The sequence below is a fragment of the Dickeya aquatica genome (genome assembly GCF_900095885.1).
GTDB lineage: Bacteria > Pseudomonadota > Gammaproteobacteria > Enterobacterales > Enterobacteriaceae > Dickeya > Dickeya aquatica.
Genome location: NZ_LT615367.1, coordinates 876,701 through 903,166 on the forward strand (window position 1 = coordinate 876,701; position 26,466 = coordinate 903,166).

General features: G+C 54.0%; 26 protein-coding genes and 1 riboswitch. Of the genes, 9 read left to right on the top strand and 17 right to left on the bottom strand.

Going from position 1 to position 26,466, the window contains the following annotated elements; genetic code table 11:
- Positions 1-24 precede the first annotated feature (24 nt).
- From ptsH to cysZ, 3 genes are all read right to left on the bottom strand, one after another.
- On the bottom strand, positions 25-282 hold the full coding sequence (ptsH, locus tag DAQ1742_RS03975) for a phosphocarrier protein Hpr (RefSeq protein ID WP_035340059.1): 258 nt from the start codon (positions 280-282) through the stop codon (positions 25-27).
- A gap of 401 nt (positions 283-683) precedes the next feature.
- A complete protein-coding gene (gene cysK / locus DAQ1742_RS03980; RefSeq protein WP_035340061.1) occupies positions 684-1,652 on the bottom strand; it encodes a cysteine synthase A in 969 nt (322 codons plus the stop codon).
- Between the two features lie 207 nt (positions 1,653-1,859).
- Complete coding sequence (gene cysZ / locus DAQ1742_RS03985; RefSeq protein ID WP_035340063.1) at positions 1,860-2,630, bottom strand: sulfate transporter CysZ; 771 nt, start codon at positions 2,628-2,630, stop codon at positions 1,860-1,862.
- A gap of 238 nt (positions 2,631-2,868) precedes the next feature.
- Here cysZ and zipA point away from each other — a divergent pair, with 238 nt between their 5' ends.
- Entirely contained in the window at positions 2,869-3,792 is a 924-nt protein-coding gene (gene zipA, locus DAQ1742_RS03990) for a cell division protein ZipA (RefSeq protein ID WP_180706235.1), read from the top strand.
- A gap of 212 nt (positions 3,793-4,004) precedes the next feature.
- Entirely contained in the window at positions 4,005-5,264 is a 1,260-nt protein-coding gene (yjeH, locus tag DAQ1742_RS03995) for an L-methionine/branched-chain amino acid transporter (RefSeq protein WP_035340066.1), read from the top strand.
- A gap of 108 nt (positions 5,265-5,372) precedes the next feature.
- Here the strand turns inward: yjeH and ubiK are convergent, their stop codons facing one another.
- Positions 5,373-5,657 (bottom strand): ubiquinone biosynthesis accessory factor UbiK, encoded by a 285-nt coding sequence (ubiK, locus tag DAQ1742_RS04000; protein ID WP_035340068.1) that lies wholly within the window; start codon positions 5,655-5,657, stop codon positions 5,373-5,375.
- A gap of 159 nt (positions 5,658-5,816) precedes the next feature.
- Positions 5,817-5,975: riboswitch (FMN riboswitch) on the top strand.
- Here ubiK and DAQ1742_RS20685 point away from each other — a divergent pair.
- On the top strand, positions 5,960-6,091 hold the full coding sequence (locus DAQ1742_RS20685; protein ID WP_255342505.1) for a hypothetical protein: 132 nt from the start codon (positions 5,960-5,962) through the stop codon (positions 6,089-6,091). Its footprint overlaps the riboswitch before it by 16 nt.
- Before the next feature lie 37 nt (positions 6,092-6,128).
- Entirely contained in the window at positions 6,129-6,782 is a 654-nt protein-coding gene (ribB, locus tag DAQ1742_RS04005) for a 3,4-dihydroxy-2-butanone-4-phosphate synthase (RefSeq protein WP_035340069.1), read from the top strand.
- 116 nt (positions 6,783-6,898) lie between these two features.
- Here ribB and tehB read toward each other — a convergent pair whose 3' ends face one another.
- The 3 genes from tehB to DAQ1742_RS04020 form a co-directional block, all read right to left on the bottom strand.
- Positions 6,899-7,771, bottom strand: coding sequence for an SAM-dependent methyltransferase TehB (tehB, locus tag DAQ1742_RS04010; protein ID WP_035340071.1), 873 nt, complete (start codon positions 7,769-7,771; stop codon positions 6,899-6,901).
- A 305-nt stretch (positions 7,772-8,076) separates the two neighbouring features.
- Positions 8,077-9,720 carry a class I fumarate hydratase FumA gene (gene fumA / locus DAQ1742_RS04015; protein ID WP_035340073.1) on the bottom strand — a complete coding sequence of 548 codons (1,644 nt, stop codon included), beginning with the start codon at positions 9,718-9,720 and terminating at the stop codon, positions 8,077-8,079.
- Between the two features lie 481 nt (positions 9,721-10,201).
- Positions 10,202-11,068 carry a LysR family transcriptional regulator gene (locus DAQ1742_RS04020; RefSeq protein WP_035340075.1) on the bottom strand — a complete coding sequence of 289 codons (867 nt, stop codon included), beginning with the start codon at positions 11,066-11,068 and terminating at the stop codon, positions 10,202-10,204.
- A gap of 106 nt (positions 11,069-11,174) precedes the next feature.
- Here DAQ1742_RS04020 and DAQ1742_RS04025 point away from each other — a divergent pair, with 106 nt between their 5' ends.
- Positions 11,175-11,642, top strand: a complete 468-nt coding sequence (locus DAQ1742_RS04025) for a multidrug/biocide efflux PACE transporter (RefSeq protein ID WP_051124010.1) — start codon at positions 11,175-11,177, stop codon at positions 11,640-11,642.
- 95 nt (positions 11,643-11,737) lie between these two features.
- Positions 11,738-12,394 (top strand): DNA oxidative demethylase AlkB, encoded by a 657-nt coding sequence (gene alkB / locus DAQ1742_RS04030; RefSeq protein ID WP_035345754.1) that lies wholly within the window; start codon positions 11,738-11,740, stop codon positions 12,392-12,394.
- Positions 12,395-12,477: 83 nt separating this feature from the next.
- On the opposite strand, the gene DAQ1742_RS04035 is transcribed toward alkB, so the two are convergent.
- From DAQ1742_RS04035 to DAQ1742_RS04060, 6 genes are all read right to left on the bottom strand, one after another.
- On the bottom strand, positions 12,478-14,040 hold the full coding sequence (locus tag DAQ1742_RS04035) for an FAD-dependent oxidoreductase (RefSeq protein ID WP_035340076.1): 1,563 nt from the start codon (positions 14,038-14,040) through the stop codon (positions 12,478-12,480).
- 90 nt (positions 14,041-14,130) lie between these two features.
- Entirely contained in the window at positions 14,131-14,478 is a 348-nt protein-coding gene (locus DAQ1742_RS04040) for an FMN-binding protein (protein ID WP_035340078.1), read from the bottom strand.
- Positions 14,479-14,554: 76 nt separating this feature from the next.
- Complete coding sequence (locus tag DAQ1742_RS04045) at positions 14,555-15,934, bottom strand: MFS transporter (RefSeq protein ID WP_035340080.1); 1,380 nt, start codon at positions 15,932-15,934, stop codon at positions 14,555-14,557.
- A gap of 1 nt (position 15,935) precedes the next feature.
- A complete protein-coding gene (nrfD, locus tag DAQ1742_RS04050) occupies positions 15,936-16,892 on the bottom strand; it encodes a cytochrome c nitrite reductase subunit NrfD (protein WP_035340082.1) in 957 nt (318 codons plus the stop codon).
- A complete protein-coding gene (locus DAQ1742_RS04055; RefSeq protein ID WP_180706236.1) occupies positions 16,885-17,586 on the bottom strand; it encodes a 4Fe-4S dicluster domain-containing protein in 702 nt (233 codons plus the stop codon). The genes nrfD and DAQ1742_RS04055 overlap by 8 nt, the downstream gene beginning before the upstream one ends.
- Positions 17,587-18,170: 584 nt before the next feature.
- On the bottom strand, positions 18,171-19,157 hold the full coding sequence (locus DAQ1742_RS04060) for an alpha/beta hydrolase (RefSeq protein WP_083960986.1): 987 nt from the start codon (positions 19,155-19,157) through the stop codon (positions 18,171-18,173).
- A gap of 316 nt (positions 19,158-19,473) precedes the next feature.
- Here DAQ1742_RS04060 and DAQ1742_RS04065 point away from each other — a divergent pair, with 316 nt between their 5' ends.
- The gene (locus DAQ1742_RS04065; RefSeq protein ID WP_067487424.1) at positions 19,474-20,391 is read left to right on the top strand and encodes a LysR family transcriptional regulator; all 918 of its coding nucleotides are present in this window, start codon (positions 19,474-19,476) and stop codon (positions 20,389-20,391) included.
- A gap of 111 nt (positions 20,392-20,502) precedes the next feature.
- On the opposite strand, the gene DAQ1742_RS04070 is transcribed toward DAQ1742_RS04065, so the two are convergent.
- A complete protein-coding gene (locus DAQ1742_RS04070; protein WP_035345756.1) occupies positions 20,503-21,696 on the bottom strand; it encodes a multidrug efflux MFS transporter in 1,194 nt (397 codons plus the stop codon).
- Positions 21,697-22,022: 326 nt separating this feature from the next.
- Between DAQ1742_RS04070 and azuC the strand changes: the two genes are divergently transcribed.
- Positions 22,023-22,100 (top strand): stress response protein AzuC, encoded by a 78-nt coding sequence (azuC, locus tag DAQ1742_RS20835; RefSeq protein WP_368664444.1) that lies wholly within the window; start codon positions 22,023-22,025, stop codon positions 22,098-22,100.
- Between the two features lie 113 nt (positions 22,101-22,213).
- On the opposite strand, the gene DAQ1742_RS04080 is transcribed toward azuC, so the two are convergent.
- Together DAQ1742_RS04080 and DAQ1742_RS04085 are read right to left on the bottom strand one after the other, a co-directional pair.
- Complete coding sequence (locus DAQ1742_RS04080; RefSeq protein WP_035340089.1) at positions 22,214-23,245, bottom strand: alpha/beta hydrolase; 1,032 nt, start codon at positions 23,243-23,245, stop codon at positions 22,214-22,216.
- Positions 23,246-23,405: 160 nt separating this feature from the next.
- Complete coding sequence (locus tag DAQ1742_RS04085) at positions 23,406-24,491, bottom strand: tartrate dehydrogenase (protein WP_035340091.1); 1,086 nt, start codon at positions 24,489-24,491, stop codon at positions 23,406-23,408.
- A gap of 129 nt (positions 24,492-24,620) precedes the next feature.
- Between DAQ1742_RS04085 and DAQ1742_RS04090 the strand changes: the two genes are divergently transcribed.
- Entirely contained in the window at positions 24,621-25,541 is a 921-nt protein-coding gene (locus tag DAQ1742_RS04090) for a LysR family transcriptional regulator (RefSeq protein WP_035340094.1), read from the top strand.
- Positions 25,542-25,617: 76 nt separating this feature from the next.
- On the opposite strand, the gene queF is transcribed toward DAQ1742_RS04090, so the two are convergent.
- A complete protein-coding gene (gene queF / locus DAQ1742_RS04095; RefSeq protein WP_035340096.1) occupies positions 25,618-26,460 on the bottom strand; it encodes an NADPH-dependent 7-cyano-7-deazaguanine reductase QueF in 843 nt (280 codons plus the stop codon).
- Positions 26,461-26,466 lie beyond the last annotated feature (6 nt).

The following is a 26,466-nucleotide window of genomic DNA, read 5'->3' on the forward strand; positions in this document are numbered from 1 at the left end:
GATATTCACAAAGAGAGCGGGCTGTTATTCAAGCTCAGCCATCAGTTTGACCAGGTGCTCAACGGCTTGCTGCGCGTCTTCACCTTCCGCGGAAATCGTCACAACAGTACCCTGAGTCAGGCCGAGTGTCTGCAATTTAAACAGGCTCTTGGCGCTGGCGCTTTTGCCGTTAGAGGTCACGGTAATTTCAGCGGTAAATCCTTTGGCTTCTTTGACGAACTGGGCGGCGGGACGGGTATGCAGACCATTTGGTGCGGTAATCGTAACGTCTTGCTTAAACATTCTTTTTTCCCCAACTTATTTGGATTGAATTCATGTTGTGGAACTAAAGTTTAGTGTAGGAACCGAACTTTAGCCTGTTTGGTTGCCCTGGCAGCATCAGAGCAGGCCGGGATGCGGTGAAGGGAAAACGCAGGGTTTACCCTTGCCAAATACCGCTATAGTGCCCCAAGCCGTTGTCAGACAGGTGATGAAGCATCCGGCCGTGAGCTTCATGCCGCTGGTCTGTTGTGCGCCGGGGTGCCGACGGGTATTAATTTCACGCATCAAAATAATTGTTCGGTTAAATACTAAACCTGACCGTGAAAAGCAATCTGTCAGTAGCAGAAAGTTTGAACTCGGCCACAAAAAAGCACCCCGCAGGGTGCTTTTTTTAGTTTTTAATTACCGCTATCGGCAAGCCGCTATTGTTGCAGCTCCTGCTCGGTAAACAGATCGGCAAACAGCGCAGTGCTCAGGTAGCGCTCGCCAGAAGAGGGCAGGACAACCACGATAGTCTTATTGGCAAACTGCTCTTCTTTAAGCAGGTTAAGGGCGGCTGCTACTGCTGCACCGGAGGAAATCCCGGCCAGAATCCCTTCTTCTTCCATCAGACGACGGGCGGTTGAAATGGCATCATCGTTACTGATGCGCTCGACGCGGTCAACCAGGGTGAGATCAAGGTTAGCCGGAATAAAACCTGCGCCGATCCCCTGGATTTTATGCGGGCCGGGTTTGATTTCTTCGCCAGCCAGCGCCTGGGTAATGACCGGGGAGTCAACGGGTTCGACCGCCACGGAGGTGATGGCTTTGCCCTTGGTGTTTTTGATATAGCGGCTGACACCGGTCAGCGTGCCGCCGGTACCCACACCAGCGATAAAGACGTCAACGTCACCATCGGTATCTTCCCAGATTTCCGGGCCAGTGGTTTTTTCGTGGATTTCCGGGTTAGCCGGATTGCTGAATTGCTGGAGCAGCAGATAACGCTGCGGGTCGCCGGCCACAATCTCTTCTGCTTTGGCGATGGCACCTTTCATGCCTTTGGCACCTTCAGTCAACACCAGATTCGCGCCCAGCGCCTTGAGCAGTTTACGACGCTCCAGACTCATGGTTTCAGGCATGGTGAGCGTCAGTTTGTACCCGCGAGCCGCGGCGACATATGCCAGGGCGATACCGGTATTTCCGCTGGTCGGTTCTACGAGCTCAACGCCGGGCTTCAGCACGCCACGTTTCTCGGCATCCCAAATTAGGTTGGCACCGATACGGCATTTTACGCTGAAGCTCGGGTTACGCGACTCGACCTTGGCCAAAATACGCCCGTTACCGATGCGATTGAGACGAACCAGCGGCGTGTGGCCGATAGTGAAAGAATTATCTTCGTAGATCTTGCTCATAGCCCGTCCTTAATAACTGTATGAAATTTTTGCGAACCTCAAAGAGGATACTCGTTCGGGGCAGTCAGTGAAGTAAAGAATCGCTATATCTATATGTTCTGAGGAAATATGTTTTCCTCAATTTCTGGTTATACCCGCAATACGCTTGCCTGTGGGGGGATTGCGCATTATCCCGGCGTAGCAGGCAAGTTGCGCCGGGGCTTATGGTCAATGCGCGTGCGATGAGCCAGCAAGATGGCGATAGTTATCCACCCACAGCGCAGTCGCGCCACACACCGCCACCGGCATAATGAGCAGATTCAGCAAGGGCACCATGGTACACAGGCTGACCAGTGCCCCGAACTGCAAATGGGTCAGCTTGCGCTGGCGCAGAGCCTGGCGCATGGCCGGAAAGCTGACTTTGTGGTTATCGAAGGGATAATCACAATACTGGATGGTCAACATCCAGGCACCGAACAAAAACCACAGTACCGGTATGACTGTCTGACCTACACCGGGGATAAAGTAGAGCAGTACCAGCACCAAAGCGCGTGGTAAATAATAGGCCAGTTTTTGCGTTTCACGTTTCAGAATGCGTGGAATATCTTTGGCGATATCCATCATGCCTGCGCTGGGTAACGCTTGACCGGTTAGCCTGGCTTCCAGGTGCTCTGCCAGTAACCCGTTGAACGGTGAGGCTATCAGGTTAGCGAGTGTGCTGAAAAAATAGCTAAATACCAGCAACACAAAGACGGTGACCAGTGGCCAAAGCAGGTAGCTCAGCCATTGCAGCCAGCCTGGAATATGCGTCATTAACTGCGGGATCCACTCCCCCAACCGGTGAAAGAGCCACCAGAATGCGCTTCCCATTATCAGAATGTTTACCAACAGGGGAAGCAGAACAAAACGGCGGATGCCGGGAAGGGACAGCAACTGCCAGCCCTGGAGAAAGTAATGCAGGCCACTGTGTTTGCGATCAAGCTGTTGCGTGTAAGACATGGTGCTGTTCTCACCGTATGATATGCAGGTGACGGCATCATATCGGGAGGGCTTTCAACTGGCTAGCGGCGATTTGCATGAAAAAACCGCAAAAAAATGCCACCGATTGATCTTTATTATCATAAACTATCGCCCAGACTTGCACTTGGCTACACAGGCAAATACAGTTAGGGGTATGTGTATTTGCCGTTGTGGCAATGTGCCATTTAGGCAATGTATAGGAATAACTGGGATAGCAATGATGCAGGACCTGCGTCTAATCTTAATCGTTGTTGGCGCGATCGCAATTATCGCACTGTTATTGCATGGTCTTTGGACCAGCCGTAAAGAGCGCTCGTCCCTTTTCCGCGATCGTCCCGTTAAACGTCTGAAGCCCAAGCGTGATGACGCTGTGCTCGACGAGCCGGAAGAGGGCGTAGGTGATGTGCGTGTCACCGCTTCTCGCGCCTCGGGTACGCCCAATTTTAGCCAATATGATGAGCGTGCCTCCGTGCCAGAGGCTCGTCAGGAACCCGCGCTTTACGATCCGTTGCTGGATGACTCCGCGCCACCTGCACCGGATAATACGCATGTCCGTGCGCAAACCGCCGCCCCCGTACCGCCCCAGCCTGTTTATCACCCGTCTCAACCGGTTGCTCCGGTGGTTAACGAGCCTGCACCGCTGTCCTCACCACCGCCGTCTGTGCCGGGGGGCAACCAGTTCAGGCAATCGATGCAGCATGAAGCGATTCGTGAAGTTGTATTGGTGTTGCATGTTGCGGCGCATCAGGGTGGGGTTATCGGTGGCGAGCTGTTGCTGCAAAGCGTGTTACAAGCCGGGTTTCAGTTTGGCGAAATGAATATCTTTCATCGTCACGTCAATCCTTCGGGGAGTGGCCCGGTACTGTTCAGTCTGGCAAATATGGTGAAGCCCGGCTCATTTAATGTGGATGCGATGGCTGAATTTAGTACGCCAGGGGTATCGATTTTTATGATGGTGCCTTCTTACGGTGATGCCAGTCAGAATTTTAAATTGATGTTGCAGTCAGCACAGCGTATTGCTGACGATGTAGGCGGCGTGGTGCTGGATGATGAGCGCCGTTTGATGACGCCGCAGAAAGTTGAGGCGTATAAAGGCCGTATCCGCGATGTGCTGAGGGCCAATAGCGCGCAGGATGCGTAATTCCCGCATGTACTGTGCGATGAAGCCTCCGCTTGCGGGGGCTTTTTTACTCTTATGCCTTTTACCCTTGTGTGTTTTACCTCGTTTCGATGTTGTAACGGTGATGGCGTAATCGCTGGCTGGTTTACTTGAATCAGACTGGCATTATCCATACGCCACGCACGTCGGTATGGGAGAGGGGCAAGGATAGCATTAACCACAAGGTCGATACCGTGAGTCATTCTCAGACGTTAAAACAGGAGTTGGGGTTAGTACAGGGCATTGGTTTACTGTCTACCTCTTTGCTCGGCACCGGAGTATTCGCTGTTCCGGCGTTGGTTGCAGAACAGTCGCGCGGCGACAGTCTATGGGCCTGGCCGCTGCTGATTATGCTGGTGTTTCCTATTGCGATTGCATTTGCCTCGCTTGGCCGACACTACCCTAATGCCGGTGGCGCCGCGCATTTTGTCAATCTGGCATTTGGGCCACGGCTTGCCCGCGTCACCGGCTGGTTGTTTTTATCCGTTATCCCGGTCGGGCTGCCGGCGGCAATGCAAATTGCCGCCGGTTTTTGGCAGGCGGCGTTTGGTCTTAGCGCGACAGGGTTGCTGTGGGTGCAGTTGTTGACGCTGGCGGCCATCTGGCTACTGGGGTTGCGTAGTGCAGGCTCCAGTGCGGTGATTCAAACGTTGATAGCGGTGTTGGTTGTGTTGTTGGTTGCGGCTATATGGTGGAAAGGTGATATCGCGCTCACTCAGATCCCCTGGCCTGCGCTGTCTGAGATCAACGCACCGGTGATGCTTGATGCGCTGGCGGTGATGTTCTGGTGTTTTGTCGGGCTGGAAGCCTTTGCCCATCTGGCGACGGAATTTACCTCACCACAGCGCGATTTTCCACGCGCATTATTGATAGGTATGTTACTTGCCGGTGCGGTTTACTGGGGCTGTACTGTGGTGGTGCTGCACTTTGCAGCCTATGGCCCACATCAGGCGGCAACAGCATCCCTTCCGGGTATTGTGGTGCGTTTGTTTGGTGAACACGCACTTTGGCTGGCGTGTATCGTCGGCTACCTTGCCTGTTTTGCCAGCGTGAATATCTACACGCAAGGCTTCGCCCGGCTGGTCTGGTCACAGGCTCCGGCGGGAAGCCGTCTGGCTCAGTTATCAGCAGCCCGTGCACCGGCAAATGCGCTGTCTCTGGTGGTTGCCTGCTGCCTTGTTTGCTGCCTTGGTATCTACTGGTTGCAACTGCCGCTGTCGGTATTGATTGTTTACGCGAACGGTATTTTTATCCTGATTTATCTGCTGTGCATGTTGGCCGGGTGCCGTCTGTTGCGTGGGCGTTCCCGTGTGATGGCGTGGATTGGCAGTGTGTTATGTGCAGCCCTGTTGCTGACGCTGGGAACAAAAGCGTGGTACGCCTTGTTGATGCTGGCGGTGCTGTGGTGGGGATTGCCTGTCAGAAAAGCGGCACAACCAGAGCCAGAGCGGTAATACCGATAACGTTCATCACGCTTGTCTGGCGTAGTTGTCCCGCTGATGCAGTGAAACTCCATGATTCAACTGACAGGATAGGGGAAGCCCCAGTCCTGTCAGAGAATGTTACTGCGGGTCGGCTGGCGGCTGTAGCGTGGTTTCACTGGCGGCCGCTTTAGCTTCCAGGGCTGCTAAACGTTGCTCAAGGTGCGCCAGTTTTTCGCGTGAGCGCAGCAGCACCTGAGTCTGGATATCAAACTCTTCACGGCTGACCAGATCGAGTTTGCTTAATTGCGACTGCAACACCTGACGAATTTTTTTCTCCACATCTTCGCCAAATTCCCGGATGCCTTTTGGCATGGATTCCTGCACCTGACGGGCCATCTGCTCTAATTTTTTCGGGTCGATCATGACGCTTTCCTGAATGGTTTGACGATATGGCGGACAGACTCAAGTGTACTGCCTGGCGGGCCTGGTATAAACAAAAAGTGATTTTCATTGCGTGAATTTTGCGATCTTTGCTCGGGCTTATGGATTGCCCGCTCTGTCAGTTAGCGTTATAGTAATTACGTTTATTCTCAGGGCGGGGTGTAATTCCCCACCGGCGGTAAACCAGTTCAAGCCTCAGGCTTACTGGAAGCCCGCGAGCGCTCAGACAGTCGTCTGAGGTCAGCAGATCCGGTGAAATTCCGGGGCCGACGGTAATAGTCCGGATGGGAGAGAGTAACGAGTTGCGACAGGCACGCTGCCTGCATGCGTTATTTTACGCTTTTGTCCGTCGTCTGGGGGGTGATGATATCCACCCGCAGGCTGTGGTACAAAACGACTCCTCAAGTTCGCCCTGATTCTGGTAATCCATATAAAAATTGAGGTTTTTTTACCATGAATCAGACTTTACTTTCCGAGTTTGGTACTCCTGCTGAACGTGTTGAGCTGGCGCTGGAAGCATTACGCCAGGGGCGTGGCGTAATGGTGCTCGACGATGAAGACAGGGAAAACGAGGGCGACATGATTTTTGCTGCTGAAACCATGACGGTTGAGCAGATGGCACTGACCATTCGTCACGGCAGCGGTATCGTGTGCCTGTGTATCACCGAAGAGCGTCGCCAGAAGCTGGAACTGCCGATGATGGTGGAAAATAACTCCAGCCACTATCAAACGGCGTTTACCGTCACCATTGAAGCCGCTGAAGGCGTCACAACGGGAGTGTCCGCGTCCGATCGCCTGACCACCGTGCGAGCAGCCATTGCCGATGGCGCGCGCCCGAGCGATCTAAACCGCCCCGGTCATGTATTCCCATTGCGTGCCCAACCCGGTGGCGTGCTGGTTCGCGGTGGTCATACGGAAGCCACCGTTGATTTAATGCGTCTGGCTGGCTTTAAGCCATTTGGGGTGCTGTGTGAGCTGACTAACGATGACGGCTCCATGGCGCGAGCGCCGGAGGTTATCGCGTTTGCCAAACAGCACAACATGCCAGTGCTGACGATTGAAGATCTGGTCGCGTATCGTCAGGCAACGGAGCGTAAAGCGAGCTGATAGCCAGGGCGCGCGATTTTATTTTCTCTTCCCGTTTTTTCTTCAAGGCCGTTTTTGCGGCCTTGAAATCTGCGGGCTGCAAGGCATCATGCGCCTGCTGTCCCGCAGGCTCAACGTTAGTCCGGTTTACGGGCCAACAAGGTCGCAAAGCGCAATTTGATGCGTTTACCCTCCGCGTCCGTTTTGTGCAGTTCCCCCACCTCCTCGTTATATTTCACAATCTCCCAGTCCCGGTAGTAATGACGCAATTCGTCATGTGCGAAGGTGAATGAGAAAGGCACCGGGCAGGGAAAATCCTCGGTGGACATCGCCGCGACAATCAAATTGTGCCCGCCTGCCAGGGTGTGCGCCTGCATGTTCTCAATGATGGCAGGGATGCGTTCTCTGTTGAGAAACATAAACACCACGGTAGACAGGATGAAATCATACTGATGATGAATATCGGCCTGGTTAATGTCGTGCACAAAGGTATCAATATGACTCAGTTGCTCGTCAGCGATAATGTCATTGAGCGCGTTGATACTGAGTGCATTTTTGTCACACGCGGTGACATCAAATCCTTTCAGGTTTAAATAGAGCGCGTTACGCCCGCCGCCGCAGCCAAGATCGAGTGCCTTACCCGGTGTAAGATGGCGCACCGTTTCTATCACTTCGGAGTGGGTGCGCGTCAGGCCATATTTTTTGTGGTAATAGTCTTCGGCGCGGCAGTAAAAACTCAACTGGCATTCCAAATCGTCAGACACGGCGACAATACGGTGCCAGCGCTGAGGTTCAATGTAAGGCGGCTGCTGGTGAATGGAAAATTGCAACACGGCCTCTTCTTCACCTTGCTCAGTCAGCAGGGCAAAGGTCAGCTCGCCTTTGAGAATATGTAGCCTGGCCCAGGTACTCTCTTGTGTGTTGTGTTTTTCCCGAAACGCGGCGGGCAACGTTTCGCTGTTCCATTGCGGTAATTGTTTGTAGCACATCAACGCCGGTGTATCGCTCATCATTCGCCCTCTTAATTTTTTTGCTGGCGTGCAGCCTTACGGGTGCTCGCGCGGATAAACATGTTGGTTGATGACCAGATTTATGATCATGGTTGATGAACATAGTGTATGCGCAGGAAGGGGCGGATGGCCATAAGTTGCATTAAAAATACATCAATTGAGTGGGGCCGTTTTCAGGCACAGGTATAAGCACCGTATCACGAGGTGTCAGCAATGTACCGATGGGGAAAAAACAACGGGGATGGCGCAGGCCATCCCCGTAAAACAGTGGTCATAACACAACCGCTTAATTCGCTATCAATCAGTTAACCGCAGCGGTTGCACTGATTGGCCTGGATTATCTGGAAGAAATCGTTGCCTTTATCATCGACCAGAATAAAGGCAGGGAAATCTTCCACTTCGATTTTCCAGATAGCTTCCATACCCAGTTCTGGATACTCAACGCACTCCAGACTCTTGATGCTGTTTTGCGCCAGAATAGCCGCCGGGCCACCGATGCTGCCGAGGTAGAAGCCGCCGTGTTTCTTGCAGGCGTCGGTCACTTGCTGGCTGCGGTTGCCTTTTGCCAGCATCACCATGCTGCCGCCGTGCGATTGCAGTAAATCGACGTAGGAATCCATACGCCCTGCGGTGGTGGGGCCGAGTGAGCCTGAGGCATAGCCTTCCGGGGTTTTGGCCGGGCCTGCATAGTAAATCGGGTGATCTTTAACGTATTGCGGCAGGTCAGCGCCGCTATCGAGCAACTCTTTGAGCTTGGCATGGGCAATGTCACGCGCCACGATAATGGTGCCATTGAGCGACAGACGGGTGGAAACCGGGTACTGCGACAGGGTTTTGAGAATGTCTGCCATCGGGCGGTTTAAGTCGATGCGTACCACTTCGCCTTCACCGGCCTGACGCAGATGCTCGGGAATGTATTTACCCGGATTGGTTTCCAGTTGTTCCAGCCACAGTCCTTCACGGTTAATTTTGGCTTTGATGTTGCGGTCTGCCGAGCAGGATACCCCCATCCCGACCGGGCACGATGCGCCGTGGCGTGGCAGGCGGATAACACGCACGTCATGGGCGAAGTATTTACCGCCAAACTGCGCGCCCAGCCCCAGATTGCGCGCTTCTTCCAGCAGTTCCTGCTCCAGAACCACATCGCGGAAAGCCTGACCGTGTTCGTTTCCTTCGGTTGGCAACTCGTCATAATATTTGGTCGAAGCCAGTTTGACGGTTTTCAGCGTGCTTTCTGCCGAGGTGCCGCCGATAACAAAGGCAATATGGTACGGCGGGCAAGCCGCTGTGCCGAGCGAGCGCATTTTCTCTACCAGGAAGTTTTTCAGTTTCACCGGAGCGAGCAGGGCTTTGGTTTCCTGATACAGGTAGGTTTTGTTAGCCGAACCGCCACCTTTGGTGACGAACAGGAATTTGTACTCTTCGCCTTCGGTGCTATAGAGGTCTATCTGCGCGGGCAGGTTGGTGCCGGTGTTGACTTCTTTGTACATATCCAGCGCCGCGTTCTGGGAGTAGCGCAGGTTATCTTCGATAAAGGTGTTATACACCCCGCGCGACAATGCCTCGGCATCATCACCTCCTGTCCATACGCGCTGGCCTTTCTTGCCCACGATGATGGCGGTGCCGGTATCCTGACAGGTTGGCAGAATGCCTTTGGCGGCAATTTCGGAGTTCCGCAGGAATTGCAATGCAACATAGCGATCGTTTTCGCTGGCTTGCGGGTCGCTCAGGATGTCAGCGACCTGCTGCTGATGCGCCGGGCGTAGCAGGAATGAGGCATCGTGAAAGGCCTGTTGTGCCAGCAGCGTTAACCCTTGCGGATCGACTTTCAGGATATCCTGACCTTCAAACTGACTGACCGAAACAAAATCACTGCTGATTAAACGGTATTCGGTTTTATCTTTCGCTAATGGAAACGGTTCTTGGTAATAGAATGGTTTATTCGACATTTTCTTCTCACTTGCAGCCGCATTATTGAGTCATTCACATCGGGTCTTATTTTCCGTCTAAGGCTTTTGCGCGGGTCTTATTGTTGTGCCGTCTTGTTGTACCGCCGCCTTTGGCCTGACAACAAAAGCCATAAACGTGAGGTGATATTCCTTAAATTACGCAGGTACAGGCCGCATCGCCTGCCCGGCACACCTTTGAGGGATACCGACTCACATACTATGGCTTTATGCCTGGCAGTACCACGCCAACAAGTCACATTATTTTTATCTTCGTCATGTTTTTATCGAAAATATATCCTTAAAAAATTTATGGATTAGATGACACTCATCATTACCCCGGCGCATTGATATTAAGTCATTTATTTAATTTATTTAAGTGAGGTAGTGTGTCAGGTTTCAATAATATGACTGGTCAAAACAACCGATAACCGGATAAACCGGCAACCGGTATTTCGTGATGCGGGTGCTGCACGCTGTCGAGTCATTCTGTTTGCGCCAGCAGCGCATCAATCATCCATAACCCGGCAGGCCCTGGCGGAGCCGGGCGTGACCAGGCGATATCCACGGCAATGTGTTTTGGAAAACCACTCAGGTGCAACTCAACCAATTGGCCGGGGGCGTACTCCTTGACCAGCCAGCGCGGCAGCACACTCCAGCCAAACCCCTGTTCAGCCATTTCCAGCAGCATCAGGTAAGAAGGCGTTGACCAAATAGCGCTTTGTGCCTGTGGCCGGGCTCGCGGGCTGTAAGTGTGCAGGCACAACTGGCGCACCGTGGCGAGTTGCTCGTGCGTGACCTGCGGGGAATGCGCCAGCGCATGGCCTTTTGCCACGAACACCGCCATTTCGGTTTTTACCTGCAAACGGGAAACCGCAATATCGGTTGGATAGTGGGCACGGGCCTGTAACACCCCCACCTGAGCCCGCTCCGATTGCAGTAGCTCCAGCACGTCTTCATCTTCGGCTATCAGGCACTCAAATTCGACTGCGGGAAAGCGCTCACCAAAGCGTTGCAGCACCGGGTAGTAGTGACGGCATTGCCAGGTATCCGACAGCACAAAGGTCAGGCGTGGCTCAACGTTGTCCGCCAGCCGGATAGCTAACTCATCCAGCGCTTCACTGGCAGCGAGAATTGCCCTGACATGACTGAGCACTTTACGGCCTTCATCCGTCAATACCGGTTGATGGCCGCGCCGGTCAAACAGTGTCAACCCCAAATCGGCTTCCAGATTCGCCACCGCCGTACTGACGGTGGACTGGCTTTTTTGCAGGTGCCGTGCAGCAGCGGAAAAAGAACCGCAATTGACTGTGGCGATAAATGCCAGCAGGGATTCAGGAGAGTATCGCATGACCACCTCTATCGTTTTTTTAGATGGAAACTAATTTAACACTATTGGATATTTAGATGAAAATAGCACCCTCTGATGATTTTCGCACCAGCAGAAGGAGAAACGTATGCAACAGCGAATGAAACAATCAGCCCGCCTGGTCCCGAAAACATGGCGTGAGCGGGTGCTCCATGCCGTGGGGTTTGAAGTGATGGCATTACTGATTTGTGCTCCGGTCGCGGCCTGGGTGCTGGATCGTCCAATCTTTCAGGTCGGCATCTTGTCGTTGCTATTATCCAGCGTGGCGATGCTGTGGAATGTGATTTATAACAGCGTGTTTGACTGGCTGTGGCCGGTCAGTCGCGTGGTTCGCACCCTGTGGGTGCGTATTGCCCATGCGCTGGGCTTTGAGGGCGGGTTTATTATTATTGGGCTACCGCTGGCGGCATGGATGCTGAATATCACCCTGTGGCAGGCACTGGTGGTGGAAATCGGTTTCTTTTTGTTTTTCCTGCCCTATACCGTGGCCTATAACTGGTTGTATGACTTGCTGCGCGCCCGCTGGCTTGCCGTTGCACTGCCGGTGCGCCGATAACATCGCCTCAAGCCTGTTGGCTCACCCTGCCTTTTCGCCCCCGAATGTTTTAGCATTCCGGAGTCGTCGTTCGCTAAGACAACATGGTGATGGCTGTGAATTGTGATCTGTTTACTGATGAACCGCCCCAGACTGGCCGTGAGACGCTGGCCGCCGGGGCGGTGCTGCTGCGCGGTTTTGCCTGGGCGCAGGCGGAAGAATTGCTAAGCGGGTTGGCGCAGGTGCTACGCCAGGCACCGTTTCGCCACATGCTGACGCCCGGAGGGCGTGCGCTGTCGGTCGCCATGAGCAACTGCGGCCACACCGGGTGGATAACTGATGCCTGCGGGTATCGCTACAGCGCGTTTGACCCGCAATCCGGTAAAGCGTGGCCTGCCATGCCTGCGTGTTTTTTACGCATTGCGCAGGCCGCCGCGTATGAGGCCGGTTATATCGGGTTCACCCCGGATGCCTGTTTGATTAATCGCTATGCCGTGGGCGCGAAAATGGCATTACATCAGGACCGCGATGAACAGGCGCTGCATCAGCCGATTGTGTCTGTGTCGCCGCTGGGGCTACCGGCGCTGTTTCTGTTTGGCGGCGCGACGCGCGCTCATCCTTGCCAGCGTGTACCGCTCTGGCACGGTGATGTGGTGGTGTGGGGTGGGCCATCGCGGCTTTACTATCACGGCGTGCAGCCAGTCAAGGACGGCCCCTTACCGCAGCGCATGAAAGAGGTCGTACGCTTTAATCTGACGTTTCGTCAGGTGTGACACCCCCTGAGCGGTGTGTCACCGGCGCGTTGCCGCGCCGTTTTCCTGACGACGTTTTACGGTCGGTTATTTTTTAGTGCCGATTATTTTTTAGTAAAGTGCAGGTAATCGAGCGCATTCTCGCCCGCCATGCGGCCTGAGTTGAGGGCAAAACCAAAGGTACCGCCGCCCAGTAACAGGTCATAGGTGTCGCCATACATGCCGGCGGCATCGTTACCGGTGACATACAACCCAGGAACGGCGCTGCCGGCCGGGCTCATGGCTTCCATCTTGTCGTTGATTTTGACACCGCCCAGCGTACCCAGCGCGGCAGGCATCATTTTCACCGCATAGAAGGGGCCGGTTTTCACCGGACGCAGGTAATCCATGTTCTTATTGAACACTTCATCACGTTTTTGGGTGGCAAAACGGTTGTTCTCTTCCACCGTGTGTTTAAGCACGCTGGCGTCCATATCCATTGCCTTCGCTAACTCGTCCAGCGTATTGGCTTTGAACACGAAACCGCGGTTTTTCTGGCTCTCTTTGGCAAATTCTTCGTCGAATTTCACCAGTTTGGTGTTAGCGATAACCCATTCACCAATCGGTACGTCAATACCGTCATTGACGACGTGTTTGCGTGTTTCATCATCGAACACCGAGTACATCACCCCACCGGCTTTGGCCAGTGCGTTACCGGCATGTGGCCAAATGATGACGATGGATTCGTCCGTAAAGCGACGCCCGTGTTTATCCACCCACAGGTAAGGCTGACGTGCGGCGGCCAGCATTTGCGAGTTGGGGGCATAATCCGGCAGGCCCGGACGGTAAGATTGAACAACACCCATCCCTTCTTCTTTTGCCCCGGCTTTCCAGGCCATTTTGATGCCGTCGCCGTCTTTGCCGACGTTACCGACCATGATGGTATCCGGCATGGCGACATATTTTTGCAGCATCTCTTTATTGTTGGCGTAGCCGCCGGTGGCAATAATCACCGCTTTAGCGTCTATCTGGAACGGTTTGCCGTCGCTGCCTTCGGCTATCACTCCGGCGACTTTGCCGTCTTTCACCACCAGGTCTTTACCGGCAGTTTTCACAAGCGTGGTCACCGGCATGTTTTTGAACTGCTCGTGGAAGGTTTTGATCAGGTGACGGCCATGACCGGGGCCGTCGATAACGTGCCAGGTCAGCATGCCGCCAGGGCCACCGGGGCCGATGTATTCAAACTTAATCCCTTTGGATTTCACCCATTCAATGGTATCGGCCGAGCGGTTGACAAATGCGCGCACCACAAACGGGTTGGCCATCCAGTGGCTGTATTCCATGATGGTTTTAAACGCCATATCGGGTGTGACTACAATGCCCTGACGTTTTTGCATCGCGCTGTTGGCAGCAAAAATCCCTTCGGCAAAGTTACCTGTACCCCCGACAATCGGTTGTTTCTCCAGCAATACGACGCTGGCCCCTTTCTCTGCTGCTGCCATGGTCGCGGCGGTGCCTGCGGCACCGGCACCGATAACCACCACATCGGCACTTTTGGGGATAACCACCGGTTTTGCCGGTTCCGGCGTGCTGGCAGGCTGGGGCGCAGCCTGATCGGCATGAGCCGAGGTGATTCCCAGCACCGACAGGCACAGGGCGGCAAGAAGCGTTCTTCTGTATTGAGCCATCTTGTTTTCCTTTTTGTTTTTTACCAATAACATCGTTATCGTTTGCCGTAATCACACCGGGTTTCTCAGGGCATGATGCGGCTTGTCTGGCTATTGACGCGCTTTGGCGTAGGCCTCTTGTGCCGCGTCATGCACCGCACCGCTGGTCATGGTGGCCCCGGAGACACCATCCACATTGATGGTTTTCTTTTCGGTCATGGTTTTAGCCAGCTCTTTCGCCGCCTCACCACCGACTTCCGGTGTTTCTGATGGCGCATCAATACTGGCTTTATTGACGGTGCCGCTGGCATCCACTTCAATCGTGACAGTCACGTCACCGCCGATACCTTGCTTGCTGGAAGAATAGGTGCCCGCCTTGAAGGATTCGGCCTGCGCCACGCTAAGGGTGCAGGCGGCTATCAGCAGGCCGGTGAGTAAGGTGATTGAACTTCTTTTCATAACGCGGTTTCTCTGTTGATTAATAAAATGCTTGATGAACAAAACGGTTGATGAACAAAACAGGTTGCGCTGCCGCTCAGGAAGAGGGCGACAGCAGAGCGTTGCCATCCTCGTGCTGGAGGTGGCGAAACAGCAGGCAGCTCAAGACCAGCCCGCCGCCGAGTACCACACACAGCAGGCTAAACGCACTCATATGCAGCCACGGCGTCAGGTGCGCCAGCCCACGCAGCGCCGGAAATGTCAGCGCCATACTTAACATCACCGCCAGTAACTGACTGAGCAGCAGAATGTTGCTGCCGCTGTTACAGGTATCGTGGCTGAGGTGGCAGCAGGCCAGCGTGCTCTCGGCGCAGTGCAGCAGCGCGCCAAGCACCCCCAGTGCGCCAGCCAGTAGGCCGATGGCGGGCAGCGAGCGTTGCTCAATCGCCAGCGCCAGCACCGTCACCCCGAGGGCGGCCAGCAGCGAGGTTCCGATGAGCAACTGGCGATAACCGAGACGACGCACCAGCCTTTCAAACACGCTTTTCGCCACCAGTGCGCCGATGGAGAACAGCAGCATAATGATCCCGGCGGTGGCAGGCGGCAGCGCCAGCGCAGTCTGGGTCATCAGCGAGAGCACCACCGGTAACGAAGCCAGCAGCAACCGGGTCAGCACCCCGCCCCAGACGCCGACATAAAACGTACGGATCCCGAACAGGGATACCGGCAGTAACGCCTCCCGGGTGGCGCGTTCACCGCGCAGATAACACCAGCCGCAGCCCACTGCCGCGAGGCCTGCCAGCAGCAGCAGTGGCAGCGGTAACAGCTGTTTGGACGCGGTACTGAGGAGCAGGGCACAAAGCAATAAGGTCGCCATCAGCGCCAACAGGCCGGGCAGTGCAATACGGCTGGCCGGTAGCGTAAGACCCGCCGGAATGGCGTAACGGCTTAACCACAGGCACAGTAACGACAGCGGCATCGCCGCCAGAAAAATCGCGCGCCAGGAGTCAGCGTCACTGAGCAGGCTACCGACGAGCGGGCCGGTCAGGGTGCCGAGCAGGCCAAGCCAGGTCATGCGATTTAAAAACGGCAGCTTCTGCTCCGGTGAGGTGGTGCGCAGCGCCAGCGTGCGTATCACCGGCAGCAGCAGCGCCCCGCCAATGCCCTGCCAGCAGCGACTGACAGCCAGCATGGCAACGGAGTCGGCCTGGCTGCATAACAGCGCCCCGCTGAGAAAGATAAGCAACGCCAGCTGGCACACGCAGCGTTCGCCCAGCCGCTGACTCAGCCAGCTATTAAGCGGTGTAAACGCCACCACGGTTATCAGGTAGGCGATGACCACGCACTCCATGTGCAATACCGGTTGATGCAAAGCGCGCGCTATTGCCGGAATGGCGACATACAGCATGGTGGTATCCAGTGACTGCATGAAAAATGCCACCGAAGCCAGCCAGAACAAAGCCCGCGCGCTGTTCATCTCAGGCCACCGTCATCTGGCCGGCATACAGCACGAACAGCCGCAGTAAAAACACGCCCAGCAGGCTTAATGAGGCAGTAGTAAACATCATGCGGCTGGTTGCCTGGCGCGCAGCGGGCAGCGCCTGGCTGAGCAGTGGCACCACAATGCCAGCGCCCAGAATGCCAAGCCAAAACACCGCACCCCAAAAACCGCTGAGCGCAACCTGTGCCGCCACGGTTTTTTGCCCGCCGCCCAGCAACAGGCCGACAAAAAAGGCCAGCAGTAAAAACAGCTCAACGCAGGCCAGCGGCTTTTCCAGCCGATGCAGAAAGTGCAGTGTTTGCGGGCAGGCGGCGCGAAAACGCGGGGTGGCGGCGACCAGCAGCATCACGGCAAGGCCGGAGGTGAGGCCGGAAACCAGAAACAGCACCGGCAGTACCGGGTTATTGAGTAGCGGGAACGATTTCAGCGCCGAGAGCAGAAAACCGGTATAGCAGCCCAGCAGTAACGCCAGCACCAATAACACCGACTCCAGGCGAGCGACGTGGCGCGCCAGCGCCGTCAGAACACGGGTCAGCGCCTGATGGTAGCGTGCGGGCAGCCGGGCGGCGCACAGACGTAGCAGGGGGTCACGGTACAGCGTGACCAGCCACAGCATCATCACCAGCAGGTAGACCTGAAACAGCATCACCCCAAGCGACATGATGGAGTGCGGGTTATAGAAAAGCAGCAGATACCAGAAGGTCAGCGGTCGTGCCAGATGGAAAATCAGGATGACCAGCCCCAACATGACCGACAGCGGGGCGACGATAGCCGTGGCGACAACCAGCGGGTGCGTCGGCCGGTACTCCTGTGGCACATAATGGCGAAACAGCAGCGTCAGTACCATCATGCCAGAGGAGATCCCTACCAGCAGCAGGTAGATGGCAATCGGCCAGTCCCAGACCAGCGAGTCGAAGTGAAAGGCATTATGCATGGTCGCTTTCTCCGTATTTACCGGGGATGCGGTAAAGGTTGGGGCCGGTGCCGAGGTACACCTTGCTGCGATAGATAGGGTTGTTTTTAATCATCTTCGCGATGTCACTTTCAGGATCGTTAAGATCGCCAAAGACCAGCGCTTTGGTCGGGCAGATCTCAACGCAAGCCGGTTTTTTCCCCGCCGCCAGATTGGTTTCCCGGCAAAAATTGCACTTGTCGGCGGTGTTGGTCGTCGGATTGATAAAACGAACGTGATACGGGCAGGCGGCGATGCAGTAACGGCAGCCAACGCAGCGCTTGTCGTTGACATCAACAATGCCGGTCAACGCATCTTTAAATGAAGCACCGGTTGGGCAAACGGAGACAGCAGGGGGGTTATCACAATGCTGGCAAGACTGGCGAAAGAACTGTTTGACCGGTTTGTTGGTATCACTCGCCGTCATATCGACCGTTTGTATAATGTTCAGCCGGGAAACCCCTTCCGGCACCTGATTGGTTTTGCGGCACGCGCTCACACAGGCTTTACAGCCGATACAACGCAACTCGTTATGCAACATGCCGTATTTGACCGGCCTTGGCCCCTGCGCGGCTGTCGTTGCCTCTTGCGCAATGGCGGGTAAGGCAGCACTGCTGGCTGCTGTCAGCGCGCTGCCCATAATGGCGATAAAACGACGTCGGGTATAATTTTCCATAAAATAACCTTTCAGCAATCGGGAACTCGCCCGGTGTAACGAGAGTGGATTGCACGATGAAATATTTCTCACGTCATATTCTGAGTAATTCAGTTATCAAGAATTAATGTTATTTAGGTCTGATTAATTCTCTCGCCGCACTGAAAGGATTAATAATTGACCTAACTTCCTGCCAACTGAAAATAATGGCTGAATATAACGTGTGGCATAAAATAATAAACAACCCGGTAATTCTCTGTAATAAATTGGAACATGTGGGGAAACCAAGAAGTGTGGACTGCCTCACAATTAATTTTTTGCAGATAGGGATATAAATAATTGCAAAGTACGATAACTGGTGAATTCGTATTTTTGTTGTAATGGTTTTATTTTTTATTGTTATTTTATTGTTGCTCTATAGTGTTTTATTTTGTTTTTTGATGTGCGTAAATAAAATAGATTTCTCATCACAGTGATAAAATGATGTGGCGCAAATAATGATAAACAGGTCAAGCAACAGGACGTGGCGTGAATTGGCCACGCCCTGCTCAGAGAAATGAGGATCGCCGGGAGAATAACCCGAAGCGGGGCCGGTATCGTGCGGATTATGACTTCAGGTGGCTGTTGAGAAAGGCGAGCACTTTTTGCATGATTTCCGGTTGCAGCCAGTACACACCGCCGTGCTCTGCCCCTTTGACCAGATAATACGTGCTCTCAATACCCTGCTGGCGCAGCGCACGGTGTAACAGTTCGGTCTGGCGCGGTGAAACCACCGTATCGGCACTGCCATGCATAATCAGGAAAGGGGGCGTGTGCTGGCCGATATAGGTTATCGGATTGGCGGCGGTGGCTTTTTCTGGGAAGCGGGTAATCGGGCCGCCTTCATTAAAAACCGAGGTGCCGTTGACCCAAATCGCTTCCGTGGCAGAGGCGGTGGTATGTTTTTGAACGACGTTATCGGGGAAGCCTTCGCCCACGCGGGTTAAATCAGACAAGCCATAAAAATCAATCACCGCTTGTACGTTGCTGTTTTGATCGAGATTGTCGCCTTTATCGAACTGGCGGCTGCCGCTGGTTGTACCGGAAAACGCAGCCAGATAACCACCGGCAGATGCGCCGAATACCGCCAGATGGCTGGCATCAATACCAAACTTGCTGGCATTGGCGCGCAGATAGCGAATGGCCGATTTCACATCCTCCAGCGGGGCCGGGAACATGACCGTTGGGGCGACGCGGTATTCCATGCTGGCAACCACATAACCGGCCTGAGCCATCGCCAGACGCTGCTGGATATAATTGTCTTTGTTAGCATTAATGAATCCTCCGCCGGTAATAAACAGCACGACGGGCTGAGGTGATTTCATTTCCGGTTGCAGAATATCCATTTTTAACGCCACGTTGGGATAACCGCGCATCGGCACCTGAGCATAGACCACATCAGAAATCAGTTTTACCGAGGTCTGGCGTGGTGTTATTGCCAGTTCGTGTATATTGTCGTCGTGTTTATTGTCTGCGGCCATCGCGGGAGCCTGGGTCGTAGCACCGATCATTACAGAAGATAACAGCATCATTTTTAGCAAAGGGGTACGCATGAAGTATTCCTTAAAATTATTATGAAGCGAATAGCGACCGTTTTAATAACGGGGGAGGGAAAATCTGCGGCAGGCTATCATGGCTGAGATGAATGCAAGTGTGCTTAATCTCACATTAGTATTTTTGCAATTTAATATAATTGCTATTTGTATAATGTTATATATTCTGAATAATTCGAGGTGAAAAAAGAAAAATAGGGGCGAGGTGGTGAGTCGCCATGAATACATGTCATCATGTGCATCAATAAGAGACTAGGGACGCACACATACAAGCAATGCGCTTGCAATCTGAAGTATGGTGGGTATAAAAATAATCATGATAAGTATAAAAAGAGCACTTTATTATCACGAACTGGTACGCAAAGGGAGCTTCACTCAGGCTGCCAAATCACTCAATATCTCTCAGGCTTTTCTTTCCCAGGAAATATCCCGTCTTGAACAGGATCTGCAAAGAAAATTGATTAATCGCACCACCCGGCAGTTCTCGCTGACACCGTTTGGCCAGGCATTTGACGACAAAGTAAAACCCCTGATTCGAGAGTATTATGATGTCGAACAGTTTGTGCAATCCTACGAAGAGAGTCAGGATGGTGCGTTGATAGTGGGGGTGATCCCTATCTTTAATCGATTGAAATATTACGATGTTTTTACACAGTTCCAGCAACAGCACCCGAATATCGAACTCTCGTTTATTGATGGCGTCAGCCGTGATTTGCTGGAGAAAGTGAGAAATGCCCAAATTCATGTCTCGCTGTCCACCCCGTTTGATGACTATCTGCAAGACCCGTTGTTTAATCATTCTGTTTTCCTGCAAGACAACCTGGTTGCGGTGATGGCGAGCGTGCATCCGCTGGCGGGCGAAGCAAGCCTGACACTCTCTCAACTGGCGCAAGAGCGACCGATTGTGCCGCAAAAAGGCACCGGTGAGCATGCTGCGGTTTTGACGGCATTTAGCCGCGCCGGGCTTGAACCAACCTGTTTTCGTGAGTGCAGCAACCTCGATATCATTATGGATTTGGTGATGCATCATGGCGGTGTGGTGTTTTTATGCTCCTCGGTCGCTTTCAGCCTGAAAGGCTATGAGATTGCCATTCGGCCGATTGCCACCCCGATTCACCGTACCTTTGCCGTCAGCTACTTAAAACGCAGTGCCTCGATTCCGATGGTGCGCCGTTTTCTGGATTTTATGGAGCGGCATCACCCGGTGCTGCACACACCGGATGCCGGGGGATGACGGGGAACGCAAAAGGTCAGACCGGGCTGCTTACCAAGAGGCAGACATTGCTCACTGACCTGACACTGGCATGAAGACGCGATGGAGCCGATGTCGCTGGACAACGCCTGTTCAGCGCTTTTGCGGCTGGCGGGCAAAACTGACCGCCAGCTGTACGGCATTGATCAGTACCAGCAGGGCAGTCACCAGAAACACCCAGCGATAACCGAACAGCGCAGAGATGCCGGAGCCGAGTAGCGGGCCGACGACGTTACCCAAATACATGCAGGATTGGTTATAGCCAAAAATTCGTCCGGTGACTTGCTGGCTGCTGTATTTCACCAGCAGCGCTTGTACCGCAGGCATGAGCGCGCCATCGGCAAAGCCGAGAGCAAAGCGCAAGATACCTAACTGCACCGCGCTTTGTACCGCCGACATCAAAAAGAACAGTAACGCACAGAAAAACAGTGCCACCACCAGTACCCGTTGTGAACCGATGCGATCGCCAAGCCTGCCAAGGCGTGGTGCCGACAACAAAGCCGAAATGCCGGGAACGGCGGCAATGACGCCACTGACAAAAGCGATGTTGCCGATATCCGGTGACAGGTCACGGATAAACAGCGTCAGAATAGGGCTTATCGATCCGTTGGCCATCTGAATCATCAGCGTAGTGATACACAGGCTGATTATCAGTAGCGGATATGGCAGAGAGGCGAATACCGCGCGGTTATTGAGTTGCTCTTTTTTGCTAACGGTAATCGTATTTTCACGAATGGCGAACAGCGTAATCAAAAAGCAGATGAATAGCATCCCCGAGGTGACGAAGAACACCGTGCGCAGGCCAATAGTATCCGCCATCATGCCGCCGAGCAGCGGCCCTATCAGCACCCCGGCCACCTGCCCGGTTGAAAGCGTGCCCAGTGCCCAGCCACTGCGGCTGCGTGGCACCTGCGAGGCGACCAGCGCCATGGCATTTGGAATATAACCGGAGGTCAACCCCATCAATGTCCGCAGTATAAATAACTGCCACACGTCGGTGGCCAGGCCCTGCAACCCCATCACCAGCGACATGCCGAGCGCGGCACGCAGCAGCATCAGCTTACGGCCTTTGCGATCGGCAAGGCTGCCCCACAATGGCGCAACAATTGCTGAAACCAGAAACGAACAGCTGAAAATTAGCCCGGACCACAAGTTCAGTGCGGTATGGTCACTCACCCCGAGGTGTTCGATATAAAGAGGCAGAAAAGGCAGGATTTGGCTCATCGCCATACCGGTAAAGAAACATCCCAGCCAGGCGGCGAAGAGGTTGAGTTTCCAGGTTTCCATAAGGCAGGTTTCAGCTGTCAGTAAACGCCAGGCAGTACGCACGAACTGGCAAAGTGGGCACTAGTATGGAGGTTTTTCCTTAGCCGGGAAATGGTTTTGTCTTTTTTCTGCACGCTGGCTGAGGGGCTGATAGCGTTTGGTGTGCCAGCGCGTAACGCCATTGCACGGGAGGGGATTACGAGTGAAATCAGTGAGTTCATATAAACCGAAACACCATTCCTGTTTTTGTGTGATGTGCATCACATAAATCTTGCGTCCAGACTCAACAAAACGTACAATCTTTTACCAGAAAGTTCACAAACCACTCATTACCCAAGGTGATCAACGTGCGTAAATTCCTGAAAAAACTTCTGGTCGCTTATGTTAACGCATATAAAGACATTCCGCCGGGTGCGATGCACTAAGCCTGTCGTACCGGCCCACTGCGCGCCGCCACGATAACACCGGAAAGCATCATGAAGAAGGCCACTGCAACTGCATAGTGGCCTTTTCTTATTTGAATCGGGGTTCGTTGCAATTACAGGCGTGCACCTGGGTCAGCCGTTTGTCCGCCGCCTTTCACCGGCTCGCCGAGCTGTGCCTTAAACCAACTGACCACTCTGTCGATAATCGGCTTCTGGAACCAGGTTAAATCACCATGCTGTGCGCCTGCGACCACGACATAATCAGCTTTATCGCCCTTCGCTTTCAGCGCCTTATAGAGCTGCTCACTCTGCCAGGGCGAAACATGGGTATCATCGCTGCCGTGCATGATTAAAAACGGCGGCTCGTTACCTTTGATGTGGCCCATTGAACTGGCGTTTAATGCCTTGGCTTTGTCGCTCATCACCGATGCGCCAGCAAAGTCACGAAAGGCCGGGCCATTGAGCAACAGCGCTTCTGTCACCGCCGGTGATTCATGCACTTTTTGCAGGTTTTCCGGCAAACGCTCACCGATATTGAGCAGATTGGAAATGCCATACAGCGTTACAACGGCCTGAACATCTGAGGATTTATCGAGATAATCCCCTTTGTCGAACGCTTTTTCGCCGTTCGTTGTACCCACCAGTTGAGACACGTAACCACCGGCAGAATCACCCAGTACGCCGATGCGGGTCGGGTCAATGCCGTATTCGCTGGCGTGAGCGCGTAAATAACGCACCGCCGCTTTGCCATCTTCCAGCGGAGCCGGGAAGGTGTCAGGGACGACGCGATATTCAGCGGCGGCGACAACAAAACCGGCCTGAGCCAGTGCCATGCGCATTTCGATGTATTTTTCATGATCGGCAGAAGTAAAACCCCCACCAGGGAAGTACACGATGGCCGGTTTCAGGTCAGCGGTGCGGGGTACAATAAGCGACATTCTTAGCTGGCGAACGGCTCGGGTTTGCTTTATCTGATTGTAGATAACACCGCTGAGTACATCGACCTGACCTTGTGTTTTCGTCACACGGATGACTTCCGCACCCGCAGTATAGCCGGGCAGGTCGGCATCGGCGGCCAGCGCAGAACCTGCGCTCAACAGCAGTGTTGTTAGTGTAGCCAGTGTAAAACGTATTCCTGTACGCATAAATATTCTCCTGTTTAAGTGGTGGCTATCATTGCTCACCGGTGTGTAATCTACAGTTGCTGCGCTCAACAGGATATGGATATCTGACCGTGGGTAGAAGGCACAACATGGGGCGGTGTCATCGCAACGGTCAGAGCATTGTACGCAGGACGCTGGCGTATCAGCGGCTCAGGGCCTGTGCAATCGCGTTGCCTAACGACGCCGTATCGCCACGGCCACCGAGATCTCGCGTGAGCGGTGCGTTGTCCGGCCCCTGCAAGAGCACCTGTTCGATGGCGCGCAACACGGCAGCCCCGGCTTCGTCGTGACCGAGATGCTCGAGCATCATCGCACCACACCAGATTTGGCCTATCGGGTTGGCAATACCTTTGCCTGCGATGTCTGGCGCAGAGCCGTGCACCGGTTCAAACAGGCTTGGGAAGGTGCGCTCCGGGTTAATATTCGCCGAGGGTGCAATGCCAATGGTGCCGGTGCACGCCGGGCCCAGGTCCGAGAGGATGTCACCAAACAGGTTGCTGGCAACCACCACATCAAACCAGTCAGGGTGCAATACAAAGTTAGCCGTCAGAATATCGATATGGTATTTGTCTACTTTTACCTCAGGGTAATGTTGCCCCATGTCGGCGACCCGGCTGTCCCAGTAGGGCATGGTGATGGCGATGCCGTTAGATTTTGTCGCGGATGTGAGGTGTTTTTTCGGGCGTTTCATCGCCAGTTCATAGGCGAATTTGAGGATGCGATCTACGCCGACGCGGGTCATTACGGTTTCCTGGATCACCACTTCACGTTCGGTGCCAGCAAACATAGTGCCACCGACGCTGGAATATTCCCCTTCGGTATTTTCCCGCACGATATAAAAATCGATATCACCCGGTTGACGCCCCGCCAGCGGTGCTTTGACGCCTGGCATCAGGCGGCAGGGGCGCAGGTTAACGTACTGGTCGAACTCCCGGCGGAACAACAGTAGCGATTGCCATAATGACACATGATCCGGCACCACCTCGGGCCAGCCGACGGCACCGAAATAGATGGCATCGAAATCTTTTAACAAGGAAAACCAGTTATCCGGCATCATTTTGCCATGCTGGCGATAGTAGTCGGCGCTGGCGAAATCAAACCATTCCCACGTTAAGTGAATATCAAACAGCTCGGCGGCGCGGGTCAGTACCCGTACGCCTTCCGGCATGACTTCTTTGCCAATACCGTCGCCGGGGATAACGGCAATGCGATAACTCGGTGTAGACATGGTGACTCCTGAATGTGCAGTTTTGCAGTGTAGGGCGTTGTACTTGGGTAACGGGCAGTGTATTTACTCTGTTTGACGTAAACAATTTCGCTTTTGGTAAAGCCATTGTTGAATAAAAGAGAAGAATGAATGAGTGCAATTGACGATCTGCTGTTCTTCAGCCGCATTGCTGCACTTGGCAGCCTGACGGCGGTGGCACGCGAATATGGCTTATCGCTGCCTGCGGTCAGCAAACGCCTGACTCAACTGGAGCAACGACTGGGGGTGCAATTAATCCGCCGTACTACGCGGCGGCTGGATATGACGCCAGAAGGCCAGCTTTATGCCGATGGCGCACTCCCTATCTTGCATGATATCGACGCGCTGGAAGGCCAGGTCCGCCGCTATCAACTGACGCTGCGCGGGCGGCTTTGCGTCAATGCCTCGTTTGGTTTCGGGCGTCGTCATATTGCGCCGCTAATATCGGCTTTCGCCCGTCAGCACCCGGAACTTGATATTCAGTTACAGCTCACCAGCCAGCCGCTCAATATGCTGGATGCCGGGGTGGATATCGACATCCGCTTTGGCTCGCCACCGGATTCGCGGCTGGTGGCACACCCGCTGGTGCACAACCCCAGAGTTCTGTGCGCGTCTCCCGAATACCTGGCAACGCATGGCACGCCAGAAACCGTCGCCGGTCTGGCCGGGCACAATTGCCTGGTGCTGCGTCAATATGAAAGTGATTACGGATTGTGGCGTTTTTATCGCCACGGACAGGAGTTTACCCACCGGGCTTTCGGTAATCTGTCGGCGAATGATGGCGAAGTTATCATGCGCTATGCGCTCGATGGGCATGGCATTATTTTGCGCTCATGGTGGGATGCGCACACCTGGCTGGCGAAGGGGAAACTGATTGCGCTGCTGACGGATTACACTCTGCCAGAAGCGGATATTTACGCCGTCTATCAGCAGCGCCGCCATGTTCCGGCGCGTATTTCGGCTTTTGTTAGCTGGCTTAAACAGCAACTGCCGACTGTGCTGGCTCCGCAAGGGGAGAGTGCGACAGAGTAAGTCTGGGGCGTGGTATTCGGCGAGCAATATACGGGGGAGCGCCTTGGGCGGCGCTCTCCAGAGAAAATACCGATGCTTACTGGCGCACCAGCCGTCCGGTGGTGGCTTCAGACTCAAAATCGCTGCGAAACGGGTTGATATCCAGACCGCCGCGTCGGGTATAACGGGCGAATACCGACAGTTTTTGTGGCTGGCAGTAGCGTTTGAGGTCATTGAAAATGCGCTCAACGCACTGCTCGTGGAATTCATTATGCTGGCGGAAAGAGATCAGATAACGCAGCAGCGCTTCCTGGTCTATCTGCCGCCCTTCATATTTTATCACCACGCTGCCCCAGTCCGGCTGGTGGGTGACCAAACAGTTGGATTTCAGCAAATTAGAGTTCAGTGTTTCTGAAACTACCGGCGCATTATCACGTACCGCGTGTTGCAGGTAGTCGGGATTGAAGCTGTAATCGTTGACTTCAATATCCAGCTCATCAATGTTGGTGCCCGGTAATTTGTCGATTTCGGCAGGATAACCGCTCAAAGCCGGATAGAGCGTGACTTTGACATCGCCTTTGGCGGCCGCAGACAGGTCGTTGATAAGCGTTGCGTGCACTTCGCCAATATCGTTAAAGCGCGTCTGGTTGAAGCTGTTGAGATAGAGTTTGAACGATTTCGACTCGATCAGGTTCTCTGAGCTGGCCGGAATAATAAACTCGGCGATGCCCACCAGCGGTTTACCTTTGCGGTTCAGCCAGGAGAGTTCGAAGGCAGTCCAGATGTCATGGCCATGAAACGGCAATGCCTCGCCAGTCACGCCGATGAGGTCACGTCCTCTGGCGCGCGGCAGCGCTTCCAGTAGCGCTGGATCATAGTTATCCGGGTAGCTGGAGCGCACGCCCAGATGGGTAATGCTATCGTTTTCAGTAATATGCATAATCGC